Source organism: Chitinophaga fulva, assembly GCF_012927205.1.
GTDB classification, from domain to species: Bacteria; Bacteroidota; Bacteroidia; order Chitinophagales; family Chitinophagaceae; genus Chitinophaga; species Chitinophaga fulva.
The window spans coordinates 193868-208791 of sequence record NZ_JABBGC010000004.1; the positions used below are offsets into that span (position 1 = coordinate 193868).

Below are 14924 nucleotides of genomic sequence, written 5' to 3' on the forward strand. Positions count from 1 at the left end.
GCTTTTGGTGGCCTTCTGATATTCCCCGGCGGAATATGAGGAAACTGTTAATGCGTATGAAACTAACCTCCGTATTGCTCTGTGCAGGGTTTTTACAGCTTAGCGCACATGGTTTTTCCCAGGAGCGGCTCACTGTTAATTATAACAATATTAACATTGGAAAGCTCCTGAACGTGATCGGGCAGAAAAGCGACTACACTTTCGTGTATAAAAATGCCAGCATCCCTGACCGGAAGATCTCTATTGCCATGAAAGATGCTCCCGTGCGGGACATCCTGGACAAGGCGCTGGCAGGCACCTCCCTGGGATACAAGATCATGAAAGATAATCTGATCGTGATCCTGGAAGCCGGTGAAACGGTACAGAACGTTCCCATCAAAGGACGCATCACCGACGAAGCCGGCAATCCGTTGATCGGGGTGACCGTGCTGGTAAAAGGCACCACCACTGGTGCTAAAACCGATGTCGACGGCCGGTTTAAGATGGAAGTCCCCGAAAATGCCATTATCGAATTCTCCTATGTAGGCTACGAGCCCAAACAGATGACTGTTAAAGAGGCTGCCACCTTTAATATCTCCCTGAAAGCCAATTCCAGCGGCCTGAATGAAGTGGTGGTGGTAGGTTACGGCAAACAAAAAAGAATCAACCTCAGCGGCGCGGTAGACGCCATTTCCGGCAAGGAACTGGAGAGCCGTCCCATCGCCAATATCAACAACGGTTTACAAGGCCTGTTGCCTAACCTGAATATCACCAACGACAACGGCCGTGTGTCATCCGCTTCCAAGTTCAATATCCGCGGTATGACCTCCATCAACGGTGGTGATCCGTTCATTCTCGTAGACAACATTCCTTTCACCAATGAAGAAGTGTCCCGCCTGAACCCTGCCGACGTGGAAAGCGTGACCGTCCTGAAAGACGCCGCTTCCGCCGCTATCTATGGCGCCCGTGCCGCTTTCGGTGTAGTGCTCATCACTACCAAATCCGGTAAAGACGGCCGCCTTATCGTAAATGCCAATACCAACTATGCCGTGCGTACCCTCGGACTGGTGCCTAAAATTGTGACCGATCCGCTGACTACCATGGAATACAAACACGATGCCGCTACGCCGCTGTACGACCTGTATCCCGCTGCTGAAAGGGCTTATGCACAGAGACTGAAAGACGATCCATCCCTGCCTAACGTTATTGTCAACCCGACCGATAAAAACAAGTGGAGCTACTACGGTACTACCGACTGGCTGCATGAGGTATACCAGAAATCTGCTCCGGCCTATAATGCCAACGTCAGCATCTCCCGCGGTGATGAGAAACTGAACTACTATTTCTCTGCTGATTATTATTCACAGGATGGTATGCTGCGCTACAACCCGGACAAATACAACCGCTATAACCTGCGCGCCAAAGCCTCCTATACTTTTAATGACCGCATCAAAATAGGTAGCAACACCATGTACAGCAACACGACGTACGCACAGCCGTCCAGCACCATGGATTACCTGTTTTTCCACAATTCCAACCGTACGCCCGCTCTCAGCGTGCCCCGTAACCCGGACGGTACCTGGACTTCCGACGGTGCAGCCCTGCTGGGTAACCTGCAAAGCGGTGGCCGTTCCAATGACACCTGGGGCGACTTTATGACCACGCTCAATGCGGAAGTGGGCATCATCAAAGATATGTGGACCCTGAAAGGTGATGCAACTTTCCGCAGAGGCAACCAGACCGGTAATACCTATGTGCTGCCGGTAGCTTACCGCACCGGTCCTGATCAGCCGTTCGCCTACACCAACGGTAACAAATCATCTGCCTCCAATCTCAGCACGGATGTGAAGTATAATGTTTATAACATTTATACCGACTTCCACAAGACCTTCAACAAAAAGCACTATGTGGGCGCGCTGGCTGGTTTTAACCAGGAATATCATTACTACAACCAGTTCCAGGTTAAAAAACTAGACCTGATCAGCTCTCAATATCCTACTTCACAGCTGGCTACCGGTAATATCACCCAAAAACAGCAGATTGAAGATTGGGCTGTAAGAGGTATCTACTATCGCCTGAATTATATCTTCGACGATAAATACATTGTGGAAGTAAATGGTCGTAACGACGGTTCTTCCCGCTTCCGTACCGACCACCGCTGGGGCTTTTTCCCTTCCGGTTCACTCGCGTGGGTAGTGTCTAAAGAAAATTTCTTCCGTGGCATTAAAGACCGTCTGGGTATCGACATGCTGAAACTCCGTGGTTCTTACGGCTCACTCGGTGATCAGCAGTGGGATGCCTACGGTTATATGGAGACAATGTCAACCAATAACATCAACTCCGTACTGAACGGACAAATTCCTATCGGTGTGTTTTCTCCGTCACCTGTTACCGCTACCTACAGCTGGCAGACGGTTAAGACCCTCAATGGTGGTATCGACATCACCCTGCTGAAAGAAAAATTAACGTTTAGCTATGACCGTTATACCCGCTTTACCAACGGTATGTTCGCTAAAAGCCAGGAATTGCCTGCTGTTTTTGGTGCAACCCCTCCAAAAACCAACTCTGCTGACCTGAAAACAAGAGGATGGGAGATGACCCTGTTCTGGAGAGATCAGTTTAAAATTGGTAAAGATGATTTCAGCTATGGTGTGAAACTCCTCGTGGCTGACAGCCGGTCTTTCATTACCCGTTACACTAACCCTACCGGTACCCTCGCCAACTACGACAACGGCGACATTAAAAAGAGAAACTATTATAACGGACAGGAAATCGGCGATATCTGGGGCCTCGAAACAGAAGGTTTCTTCCAGAACGCAGAAGAGCTGAAGTCGCACCCTAATCAGGCTAAAGTAGGTTCTGATGACCAGCAGTACCTGTTTTACGTAGGTGACCTGAAGTTCAAAGACCTCAATGGCGACGGCGTGATCGACTATGGCGACAATACCGTTTCCAACCCGGGTGACCGCAGGATCATCGGTAACAGCGCTCCCCGTTTGCCATACAGCATTGACCTGACGGCTTCCTATAAAGGTTTCGATATCCGTGCGCTGATACAGGGCATCGGTAAAAGAGACTGGTACCCTGGTGCGGGCAACCACTATTTCTGGGGCGTCTACGCACAACCGTGGACTAACGTACAGGTGCATAACATGGACAGATGGACACCGGAAACACCCAATGGTTATTTCCCTCGCCTGAAATCCTATATCGCAGAAGATGCTACCGAGCTGGGTGCACCTCAGACAAGATACCTGCAGAACGCAGCTTACACTCGTCTGAAGAACGTGACGCTGGGTTACACCCTGCCGAAATCACTCACCGAGAGAGCGAAGATCAACCGGTTACGCATCTACGTAGCGGCAGAAAACATCTTCACCATCTCCCACCTGAAAGCCAACATTGATCCGGAAGGCCTGGATGGGTCGGTATATCCTTATCAGAAAACTTATTCGTGCGGATTGAACCTGAACTTTTAATTAAAGCAAAAAAGTGCAACATGAAAAACAAGAGGCTTATTATACCATTCATCATATTGGGTTGTGCGGCGGTTTCCTGTAGTAAGGATTTCCTGCAAAGGATGCCACAGACGGAGATTACGCCGGATGCCTACTTTAAAACACCGGGTGACCTGCAGACTTACGTGAATGGTTTGTATGACGATAACCTGTCTGCTCCTTATGAAGATAACAACTCAGATAACGTTTCCGGCAATACCGGCAGCGAGATCGATAAACTGATACACGGTACGCTGGACGCAACCACAGTAGGTGGCTGGGATACCTGGAACCAGCTGCGTAATATCAACTATCTGCTGGACAATGTGTACAAAACACAGGGCGATGCGGTAGAGATTAAGCACTATACCGGGGTGGCGCGTTATTTCCGTGCCCGCTTTTATGCAGGCATGATCGCCCGTTATTCCGATGTGCCTTTTTACGGCCATGTGATGAACGATATCGATCCTGGTATGTACAAAGGGAGCGACCCCCGTGCCAACGTAGCCGATTCTGTACTGGCCGACTTGCAGTTTGCGGTGGATAATATCAAAGCAGATACTAAAGACAATGGTACGCTGGTGAACAAATACGCTGCACTGGCGCTGATGTCCCGCTACTGCCTGTTCGAAGGTACTTTCCGTCGTTATCATCCTGAACTGAAATTGCAGGCTACCGCGGATGTATGGTTGAAAAAAGCGGTATGGGCTTCCGAGCAGATCATGGCCAGCGCCCGTTATGATATCTACAATACCGGTAAAGGCGGCGCTGATTACCGTGCTATGTTTGTTAGTATTACACTGGCAGGAAACAAAGAAGCCATCCAATGGCGTGATTATCCACAGAGCCTCGGTAAAGGCAATAATACCCACAGCGTATTGGGCTGGACATGGTCACTCAGCCAAAGCCTGGTATACAGCTACCTGATGAAAGACGGTACGCCGTTCACTTCTCAGCCGGGTTATGATAAAATGGACTATACCACTACCTTTAAAAACCGTGACCCCCGTTTGGCGGAAACAGTGGCGTATCCTGGATTCAGCACCACACAGGACAACAACCCATATATCGCCAAACCTAACCTCGGTGGATATGATCAGCTGAAATTCTATCCCCGCGATCCTAAACAACGCCAGGGATGGGATGCCAATTACACCGCGCTGCCAGTATACCGTTATGCGGAAGTACTGTTGAACTATGCCGAAGCAAAAGCTGAGTTGCTGGACCTGTCACAGGCAGACCTGGACAACTCTGTGAACCTGCTGCGCCGCCGTGTGCAGATGCCTGACCTGAGCCTGGTGGCCGCCAATGGTAACCCTGATCAGGTAATGAGCAATCAGTATAACGTGACCAGCGCCAACAAAGGCGTTATCCTCGAAATCCGCCGTGAGCGGAGAGTGGAAATGGCTTGCGAAGGTCAGCGGTTGAATGATATCAACCGCTGGGCTGCCGGTACCCGCCTCAAAGAAGCGCCGGCAGGTATGTACGTTGCCGGAATGGGTGGTATCGATATGACCGGAGATGGTGTGGCCGATATCGCTATCCTGCCTAATACAACTGATACTTCTTCCATCGCGGGCCTGCCTGCTGATGTAAGAGCGCGCCTGAGCCGTTTTTATCTGACAGATAAAAACGGTGGTCTGAATAACTTCTACCTGGAGAATGGCAATAGTGGTCATATCCTTTTTGCCGCAGACCGCGCCGGACGTACCTTTACAGAACCTAAGTTTTATTATCGCCCGATCCCTAAACAGCAGCTGGTACTGAACAGCAAGTTGCAGCAGATCATGGGCTGGTAATAACAGACCGTAAAAAACGAATTACAGATAGCGAATTTTGCGGAAACGCCTGTCAAGCCTTATTGTTTCATATTGACAGGTATCCGCGGTTCGCCATCTGTAATTCGTATTTTTTTATATAAACATTGACGATGAAAAAGATTTTGTTTGCTTTCCTATCCTGCTGCACCCTGCATACAGCCATGGCACAACGTTTTACGGGGACCGTGTTTCTCGATGGCAATGCCAACGGCAAACAGGATGCTGCCGAAACCGGCATGCCTGGTGTACGCGTGTCTGACGGCCTCTCTGTGACCATTACCGGCAAAGATGGCCGCTTTCAGCTGCCAGGGCATGTCCGCGCACGTTTCGTGTTTATCACCACGCCCGCCGGTTATCAAACAACCCAGGCGTTTTATATTCATACAGACAGCAGCCGTACTGCCTATGACTTCGGGCTGCAAGCCCGCAGCAAGGCTGCTACCGGTAAAGCCAAATTTGTAAGGCTGGCCGATACGGAAACAACGCAGTTCAACAACTGGATGACCGAAGCCAAAGAATATGCCCGCAACGAAGGGGTAGACTTCATGATTCATACCGGCGACATCTGTTACGAGAAAGGCATGGCTTTTCATGCGCAGCATGTCAATAGCCGCGCCATGGGCCTGCCGGTATATTATTGCATCGGTAACCACGACCTGGTGAAAGGCGCTTATGGTGAAGCCTTGTATGAATCTCTCTTCGGCCCGGTGTTTTATTCCTTTGAAGCTGGTCCGGCGCACTTTATTGTAACACCTATGCGTTATGGCGATTACCAGCCTTCCTACACACTGGAAGATGTGGTGAAGTGGTTGAAGAATGACCTCGCCAATACTGATCCTGCCAAACCGGTGATCGTTTTCAATCACGACCTGCTGACCTATGACACGCTGTTTACCCTGCGGACCGGCAATGACAGCATCAACCTGAATGAGCATAACCTGAAAGCCTGGATCTATGGCCACTGGCATATCAATTTTGCCCGTATACACGGCAATACTGGTATCCGGTCGCTCTGCGCCGCACCTCCGCCCGATGGCGGTATTGATAACGCCGCCTCCAATTTCGATGTGGTGGATATCGATAAAAACGGTATTTCGTTGGTGCAGCGCCGTTATACCTATGTGGAAAACCAACTCACCCTGGTATCTCCAACGATCAACGGCACCGCTTTTGATCAGGATAAGATGGTGGTCAGCGTAAACGCCTATCATACCGCATCACCAGTGAAAACGGTGCGTTTCCGCATGTTCGACAAAAAAGGGAACCTGTTGAAAGAGTTGCCACTGCAACAGTACACAGACTGGAACTGGCGTGCTACTGCCGCTGTACCGGCTGTCGTGAAAAATGACGTATATACGGCAACGGTAGAAGCCACCCTCGGCACCGGCCGTATCCTCTTTACCCGCGATACTTTCCGGTTGACCCAAACAGCGCTTCCAACCGCTAAAACCGCCGAATGGCCGGAAGCATTGCAGAATGCCCAACGCACGGGCGTTACCCGTCTTTCAGCTGCAGGAACGCTGCCTTTGAAATGGACAGCCAACATCGGTGGTAACATCTGGAAGTCATCTCCCATATGTGCCGAAGGCAAAATATTTGTGGGCACTATCGACGACGAAGGCAATCATCATTGTCATATCACTGCGCTGGATGCCAATACCGGTCGCCTGTTGTGGCAATTCCCTACTGGTAACTCCATCAAACACAGTATAAGCTACAGCGGGGGAATAGTGCTGGCTACTGACGCAGAAGGCGTTACCTACGCGTTGGAAGCGGCTACCGGGAAATTACGCTGGAAGCACCAGGGCAATCAGCAATCCCTGCCTGGTTATAATTCCGGTGGGGTGGCGCAGGACGGCGTTTATTACACCGGTGCCGGCAACAACCTACAGGCATTGGATATTCGCAGCGGTCAGGTGAAATGGACCAACCGCGACTGGACCGGCGGCGAAGGTACACCCGCCTCCATGGCCCTGCGCAATGGTCAGCTGATCACCGGCTCCAACTGGGACCACCTGTATGCGCATGATGCGGCCACCGGTCGTGTACAATGGAAACGCAGCGATGAGGGCCTTCGTTTCCGCAGTGGTACACCTGCCTTCTTCGATGACAAGCTGTATGTACATGGCATCAATAAATTGCATGTGCTGGAACCCGCTACCGGAAAGACTATCGACAGTATCCCGGTGACGGCGGAACTGAAAACCATGACGGCGCCGCTGGTAACATCACAGTATATCATTACCTGTACCGCTTCCGGCGGAATGATGGCCTTTGATAAAAATACCAAAGCACTGGTTTGGCAGTTTACACCGGGTGAAGCGCTGTTCTACACCGCTCCCTATACTTCGCCCTCTTCCGCTACCATAGAATCTACGCCGCTGCTGGCCGGTAATCGCCTGCTGGTAGGAGCTTCCGATGGATTTGTATATGTATTGGACCTCGCTTCCGGGAAGATGCTGCGACGTATTGCAGCAGGAGCGCCCGTATTCGCCGATATGGCGGTGTACAATGGAATGTTGTATGTGGCAGACTTTTCGGGGAATGTGAACGCGTATGCGTTGTAATGGTTACTATCTATCTACTATAAACAGAAAAGCAAAGAACGCATTGTTCTTTGCTTTTCTTATTTCAGCTTGTTTGATACGTCTATTGCAGATCGTTGTTTCTGATGGCCTCTTTCGCAGCAGCCTGGCTGTCACGGGTATTTTTCTGTACCGCAATAGCACCGAAAATACTCAGCAGGAAAGCGAAAGCATAGAATCCTTTTTCGCTGGGGAGGAGCGTGGCATTCCACAAACCGACGATCAGCAGCAGTATGGCTATCAGCATGGATACCCAGCTGATACCGTAATACATATCGGTTACGGGAATGTTTTCCAGCCTGTCACGTACGCATTTCTGTACTGACACCGCCGCAAAAAGCGCATACATCAATACGGTGAAATAATAACCTTTTTCATTCAGTTGCATGTTGGCGTTCCACAGCCCGATAAGGTATCCCACAACACCGGCGAGCAAAGCTACCCAGGATGTGGCGATAAATGCCATTGATGGTTTTTGTTTCATGGATTAATTGTTGTTAATAAAAAGGATGAACGTTATGGTGATAAGGATATCTCCGTTGATATATTTTACAATATAATAATACTATTTATTTCTGATACCGGAAGGTATGTTGAGGAGAAAGACGATTGGGTCACCAAAAATAAAAATCCCGGGCGTTACCCGGGATTTTCTTTGTAGCGAGGAGCGGATTCGAACCACTGACCTTCGGGTTATGAGCCCGACGAGCTACCTCTGCTCTACCTCGCAATGAGGATGCAAATGTAGGCAATAAAATCAAACTACAAAATTTAACACAAAATTTTTTCGTTGTTAACGCTCAGGAAATGTTGATGTCAATAAAAAAAAAGAAAATTGACTATCGGCGCTTTGCCTTACGGGTAAAGCGTTTGCGGCTTGTCTTTCGGTGTTGTCTATACGATAACAAACGCGTTGAAAATATTTTATTTATTTTTTAGAAAGACAAAAAACGATGAACATCTTTATATATCAGAGTAATCTGTGGGACGTAAAAATGTGATTTCTGATTTGGACACGTTATGTGCATAAACCGGCATGGCCTGTAATTTTTTCCAGTCAGGATCAGCGGAAAATGATTTCCAGTGAGCGTCACGGTCGGCTTTGTTGTTGAACGTGGTCATATACATGAGGTTGGGCATACGGCTGCCGGAAAGCACGGAACCGTAAAATACCGCGTTGAAGCCCAGCTTCCGGAAGATGCCGATCTCATCACCGTCGTTGAACATCTGCACTTTGTTGACATGATACTGTTCGGTAGGGCTTTCATAGCTGCGCAATTCGTATATCCGTTCGGTTTTGGGGGCAGACAGCGCAGGCATGGTCATTACAGGCGCATCGGGGAATGCCTGCAGCAGGATAGATTCCAGCCGGTTATAGGGAATATCGTTCCAGGCAGCTTCCAGATAAGACCGGCCGGATTCCCGGAAAGCCTTGTCAGCAGATAGCTTCCTGTCCAGCTGTAACAGCTGGTCCATATTCCGGAAAGGTACCAGCACATAAATGCGTATATCCGCGGTATCTACTGCCACAGGTTTAAAAACGCCCACGGTGCTGATACCTGCACGATGCAGGGCCGGCAGGTAAGCCGTTTGCAGAAAACTGTCTACTCTGGCTTCCTGGGCAGCTGTTTTCAAATGGTAGATCTTTATCTGGTAGCATTGCCTTTCTTTGGCCATCAGCTGGAAATAGCCCAGCAGCAGCGCTGTCAGCAGAAACGTGGAAAACTTCATGGTTGATGATTTATGTTAAACAAAATAATTGATTTTGATCTGGATTACTAGTACTAGCGATGAATACATTATTTTTGGAGAATTCTGTATTACTATAAAAAATGATGTTATGTCAGATCCGGTTATGCTGATAGAAGAAACTAACAGCCGCAATACCATGTATGCGGTGGTAGAGCAGGATGACAGAGTAGCTTATTTTTACCTGTATCCCTCTGAGCTGATGACCAACAAATATTCTCCGCGTCCCTGCTGGTTGCGCAACCTGAAGCCCGCACCGGAGAAAAAAGATGTGAAGGCGATGGAAGAAGGGCTGGCTCCCATGTTGGAAGCCCGTTATTGTAGTCACCCGGAAGGTAAAGCTCCGTTAGACCCTGAATTGATCCGCATCGTATGGATGGAGGAAGGTGATGGCGCCTCCCTGATCTACGACGGTGAACTGATGGCCGTCATCCCCGGCTGGACGCTGTATACACAGGAACGTAGTGTGGGCTATGCGGCCGACTGCACCAGCGGCGGTGAGGACAGTCTCATGTTCCCGCTGGGAACCCCTGATACCAATCAGCTGCATAAAAAAGTGGCGGAAGCCACTGCTTTCTGGGACGACTGGTCCGATGAAACCAGCCAGACATGGAGTATCCTGCAACAGCAGTACCTCGATGCCTACGAAGCGGTACTCGGCCCGACCGTAAAATATTACGCCATAGACGGCGGTCAATGGCCTCCTATAGGCATGGCCCGTTTTGAGAAAGATGACGTGGTGTATTTCGTGACGCTGGGTGTAAGCATCCGGCCGATGCCGTGGGTGGAAATCCTGTACAACGAAAAGGCGCCCGGGTTCCGTCGCATGGAGCTGGCGCTGGCTGTTAGCAAAAAAGACTTCGATGAGAAAACGATCATGAGCTTCGCCGGCATGGTGTCCGGTCTGGCAGACCGCCCCTGGAAGCAGATCACCTGGCTCGGAGAAGGTCATACCATCAGTTTCAGCGAACTGCCGGCCCCTTACGAAAGCATGGTGCTGTCTGCGGCGCTGTACACCGGTCCCGCTATCGAAATGCCCGTGATCTACAATGATCCTGTTAACCTCTACTGGGCATCACCGATCACCAAAGCGGAACGGCTGTTTGCTCACGAACAACCCAACGGCGGCTATGTGCTGCTGGAAAAAATGATCAACAACGGTATCAATCACCTTATACAACCCCGGAAGGAGGTAGTGGCCGGTTAACGGCCACTACCCGCTCCGGCGAAGATGCCGGGCGAAAATGTTTTCAATGCCGCAGCCGCGGCAGGTTTCAGTAATATATAACGTTGATCCGTATACGATTCTCCGTCGCCTCCCAGCAGGTAAAGACGGAAAGGCAATCCCTGTTTGCCTAAGGCATCATTGATGACCTTCAGGGCATCAACATTTTCAGGCTGGCGGGTGGCGGAAAAAAGAAAACGGTGGGCATGGAGCCGCTGTAATGCTTCCTGCGTGTGACTGGCAAGGCTTTGCAGATCGGCTGCGCTGCTAAAACAGGCAGGGGAGAAGGACAGGGCATCCTGGTAGCCGGTAGGATTTTGTTCCCGGATGGCAGCCTGCAACAGAGCCGTGTCCTGCTGTGGGAATAGCAGCTGTTTTCTGCCTAGGGTCACGAAGGAATCGATCTGCTGTTTATTCAGGCGTGTACCGGTATCAAAATACTGATAGGGATATACAGCATAATCATAATCGCCGGGGCTGCCGTTGTAACAACCTTCTATGCGGTCAAAGAGGTAGGGTGACTGTAACAGCTCCGCCTGTGCTTCGGTGAGCAGTGTGAGAAAGACCGTATCGGGCTGTAGCGGCTCGTAGCGGGTAAAGCGGTTGGGTTGTATAAAATAGAAACGCCGCTGGTCGTGTTGGTCTTCCAGATAGTGATTGAGGAATTGCAGGTTCTCCGGCCGTACCCATGATTCAAACTCTTTTTCATCGATCGTTTCCTTGTACAGTTGCCCATTGAGCTGCAGGGTGGCTGACAGTATTTTGGCTGACCGGCTGAGCGCCAGTTGTTCCTGGTAAGGATACAGGCCATCGGCATTGGGAGCGGCTTTCTGTACCCGTATATCCGTTGCCGTTAAGGGGAAAATCCTTTGTGATATTTTGTCCGTTACCCGCTGATATACAGCCTTGATAGAGGCTACGGGTATTTCTCCGTAGTTGTTCACCGGTACCAGGTCATACGGATGTATGTCTGTGGCGGTATAAAGCGGTACGGCGGACTTACAGGCAGAAAGAATATCATCGGAAGACAGCAGGGTATATGGCCGGTAGCGGGCGATGATCTGTTGTTTCCCGGCTTCGTCTGTCAGTCCTGTTTGTTGCAGGCTATCGAGGCGCAATAGCTGCTGTTGTTTCAGATAGGGGTATTTATCGAGGTAAGTGATATATTTTCCCAGTTCCTGCAGGGCATTCGTATGGCTGACGGAGCCATAGATATTTTTCCCGTTGTGATAATAAGCGTTGATCACCGAATCTGTTTCAGGGAGGAAACCTGCCTGGCGGAAAAGGTTGACCCAACACAGGTAAGGGGCATATGTGGTCACCCTTTCCTGCTGGGCAGCTGGCGTATCTGTTTGATCATTGACAGCAAATTCGAGGGTGCTGTCAGCGAAGAAGGGCGCTATAGCAGGGCCAAACCAGCTATGGATGCGGATGGAGAGGGAATCGTTGCTGTCGTAATTAAACCGGCAGTAATCGGCCGAGTGATGCAGAAAGTCGAAAAGGTCGTGGCGGGTGGGAAACTGACCGTCGAGGAAACGGGCTTCGGCAAACTGGTTGTCATGCCCTGACCAGGGGTACTTACGGATCGCCGCGAGGGAATCCAGTGTGGTCATGGTTATCCGGGTTTGTCCGGGGATGATGTCCAGGAAGTCGGCTTCCGCTACAAAGATGGCCTGGGTGGGCAGGTGAGTTTTATCGAGTCCCTGATACAGTTGGAGTGGTTGACCACCGGCAAACCGGATCAGCTCTTCCTGGCCGGCAGGCGTCAAAAGCTGTAGCTGCCCGAGCTTTCGGGCCATACTGGTAACGGTGGAAAGTGGTAACTGTTGGGCGTTGGCGGTAATATGGCTAACAAATAACAATACGAACAGCAGGTATTTCATGTTGACGACGGTAAAAATTCTGACCGAAGATAATGTTTAATCCGGGGGGACATATGGATAATTCTTTGAAAATGAGTTTCTTTAAATTTTTTTTGAAAAAGTTGTAACGAAAGGACCGGTCCGGATACTAATCAGGAAAATGTACTAAAGCTATCCATCTTGAAAAATAAGGAACAGGCATTTCTGGCACATATAGAAAGCAACAAGGGGATCATTCACAAGATCTGTAAGATGTATATGGATACTGCTGATGATCAACAGGACCTGTTCCAGGAAATTGTTTATCAATTGTGGAAGTCTTACGATTCTTTTCAGGAGCAGAGCCGTTTTTCCACCTGGATGTACCGGGTATCGCTGAATACGGCGATTGTTTTCTTTAAGAAGGAGCGGCGGCAGTTGGAGACATCTGATACTATGCCGGAGCATCTGGCAGACGAGGAGCATCGGACATCGGAAAAGGAATTGCAGCTGTATCATTTTTACAAGGCGGTACAGCAGCTGGAGAGGCTGGAAAAAGCATTGGTATTTTATCACCTGGAAAATTATTCTCACCGCGAGATAGCAGACAACCTGGGTATTTCGGAAGGCAACGCCCGCGTAAAGCTCAACCGGGCCAAAACAAAATTAAAAGAACTGATTAAACTACAAGGATATGAATTTTGATGATATACAATCACTGTGGAATGCGGATGATGGAGGGAGGGGTATGGTAGTCCCTGACAACGTTGAAAAGATAAAGGCCGCTCATCATCCGGTAGACAAGATCCGGAAGAACATGAGGCATGAAGCGTGGGGGCAGCTGATTGCCCTTATCGTGATTGGTTTGTATGGACGAAGTATGCCTACAGAGATAATGTCCGTGATTTATTATTGTTTGTATGGTGTTATGCTGGCCATCTGCGGATATTACGCCTATCGTTTTTACCGGTTCTACCGGCGATTGGGATCATCTGTATTATCTGCCAAAGAGCATTTGTATGAAGTGTATTATGATATACAACTGCATATGGAAATGTACCGGTTACTTACTTATGCGTTGATGATGCTGGCGTTTGGTTTTGTGATCATGTATATGTTGATGAAGCCGGGGTTTATGCATGCAGCGGGCACGCCAGTCGGTGTATGGATGGTGTTTAAGATAGCGGCGATTTTTGTGGTGTTCATGGTATTGTCGGTAATAGCTACAGAAGTATGGTTAAAGATATACTATGGAAAGTATCAGAAGGAGATAAAAAAGATAAAGGATGAATTGAAGGAAGATATATGAAACAATCGGTTGCGAGTGTGTATTCCCGTTAACGGCTAGTTAACGGGAATATTTTTTTTATGACTTTTTTGTTGTCTGGTAGCGGGTTTCAGCTGCCTGAGATCGAGTATGCCATCGAGTTGTTAAAGAAATTTTAAAATGATGATGGTGGTCATCAATATGGAAATTAAATAGCTCTAATATTGTGTCACAAACCTTGATTAAAGAATGCGCATTTCATCATTCAGGTTGCTGTTTTCTCAAAACTTTTAAACCCAAAAAAAATGAAAAAGCTATTATTGTCTGCAGCTTTTGCAATTGCTGCCTTAGCAGGTTACGCGCAATCAGGATCTGCTCCTGTTTCTCCCAACTCTTCTTATCAAACCCCGGCTCCCCAATGCTGTGGCGTTTCTACTGATTACTCTGCAGTGCTCGTTAGCCTTGAATTATGCAATGTAATTGAAATTTGCCCTCCGTTGGATGTTATGTGTGCAAAATTCGATAGCAAAGAAGATTATAACTGCGGTGAAGAGCTTGAAGACTTCTTCGGTCACAAATCTGCTAATTTTTATGTTAGCTCCAACAGAAACTTTAACGTAACTATCAAATCTGCTTCCCCTAACTTTTTGTATGTAGGTAGCGGCACTGGTAACACAATTATGCCTTGCTCTATACTGAAATACAATCTGCACAGCAATGGTACCGGTGGTACTAATGCTACTCCAATGGCCTGGAACCCGCTGACAGTTGCTGCCGCTCCATTGATCAACAATGGTGTACATGGTGTCAACAAACCATTCTCTGTGAAATTCAAAGCAGATCCAGGATGGGATTTCGCTGCAGGTACTTATGGCCTCGGTGTTATTTTGACTGCAACACAGTTATAATATCAAGGATTGGACGCTCAAGTAAGCCTTTTCGAGAGAGAAGGCTTACTTGC

At 48.9% G+C, this 14924-nt stretch carries 10 protein-coding genes and 1 tRNA gene; 7 read left to right on the forward strand and 4 right to left on the reverse strand.

The genetic code is table 11. From position 1 onward, the window contains the following. The first annotated feature begins 56 nt into the window (after positions 1-56). The 3 genes from HHL17_RS29105 (at position 57) to HHL17_RS29115 (ending at position 7863) form a co-directional block, all read left to right on the forward strand. Complete coding sequence (locus HHL17_RS29105; protein WP_206156217.1) at positions 57-3458, forward strand: SusC/RagA family TonB-linked outer membrane protein; 3402 nt, start codon at positions 57-59, stop codon at positions 3456-3458. A gap of 20 nt (positions 3459-3478) precedes the next feature. After that, the gene (locus HHL17_RS29110) at positions 3479-5275 is read left to right on the forward strand and encodes a RagB/SusD family nutrient uptake outer membrane protein (RefSeq protein WP_169228377.1); all 1797 of its coding nucleotides are present in this window, start codon (positions 3479-3481) and stop codon (positions 5273-5275) included. A gap of 131 nt (positions 5276-5406) precedes the next feature. After that, positions 5407-7863, forward strand: coding sequence for an outer membrane protein assembly factor BamB family protein (locus tag HHL17_RS29115; RefSeq protein WP_169228378.1), 2457 nt, complete (start codon positions 5407-5409; stop codon positions 7861-7863). A gap of 82 nt (positions 7864-7945) precedes the next feature. Here HHL17_RS29115 and yiaA read toward each other — a convergent pair whose 3' ends face one another. The 3 genes from yiaA to HHL17_RS29130 form a co-directional block, all read right to left on the reverse strand. Next, complete coding sequence (yiaA, locus tag HHL17_RS29120; protein WP_169228379.1) at positions 7946-8365, reverse strand: inner membrane protein YiaA; 420 nt, start codon at positions 8363-8365, stop codon at positions 7946-7948. Between the two features lie 174 nt (positions 8366-8539). Then, positions 8540-8611: transfer RNA gene (locus HHL17_RS29125), tRNA-Met, on the reverse strand. Positions 8612-8844: 233 nt separating this feature from the next. Continuing rightward, positions 8845-9612, reverse strand: a complete 768-nt coding sequence (locus HHL17_RS29130; protein ID WP_169228380.1) for an NIPSNAP family protein — start codon at positions 9610-9612, stop codon at positions 8845-8847. A 109-nt stretch (positions 9613-9721) separates the two neighbouring features. Between HHL17_RS29130 and HHL17_RS29135 the strand changes: the two genes are divergently transcribed. Continuing rightward, on the forward strand, positions 9722-10837 hold the full coding sequence (locus tag HHL17_RS29135; RefSeq protein WP_169228381.1) for a suppressor of fused domain protein: 1116 nt from the start codon (positions 9722-9724) through the stop codon (positions 10835-10837). On the opposite strand, the gene HHL17_RS29140 is transcribed toward HHL17_RS29135, so the two are convergent. After that, entirely contained in the window at positions 10834-12738 is a 1905-nt protein-coding gene (locus tag HHL17_RS29140) for a hypothetical protein (protein WP_169228382.1), read from the reverse strand. The genes HHL17_RS29135 and HHL17_RS29140 overlap by 4 nt on opposite strands. A 159-nt stretch (positions 12739-12897) precedes the next feature. Here HHL17_RS29140 and HHL17_RS29145 point away from each other — a divergent pair, with 159 nt between their 5' ends. The 3 genes from HHL17_RS29145 (at position 12898) to HHL17_RS29155 (ending at position 14871) form a co-directional block, all read left to right on the forward strand. Beyond that, positions 12898-13401, forward strand: coding sequence for an RNA polymerase sigma factor (locus HHL17_RS29145; protein WP_169228383.1), 504 nt, complete (start codon positions 12898-12900; stop codon positions 13399-13401). Beyond that, positions 13391-14005, forward strand: coding sequence for a hypothetical protein (locus tag HHL17_RS29150; RefSeq protein WP_169228384.1), 615 nt, complete (start codon positions 13391-13393; stop codon positions 14003-14005). The genes HHL17_RS29145 and HHL17_RS29150 overlap by 11 nt, the downstream gene beginning before the upstream one ends. Positions 14006-14268: 263 nt before the next feature. Continuing rightward, a complete protein-coding gene (locus HHL17_RS29155) occupies positions 14269-14871 on the forward strand; it encodes a hypothetical protein (RefSeq protein WP_169228385.1) in 603 nt (200 codons plus the stop codon). Positions 14872-14924: the final 53 nt, after the last annotated feature.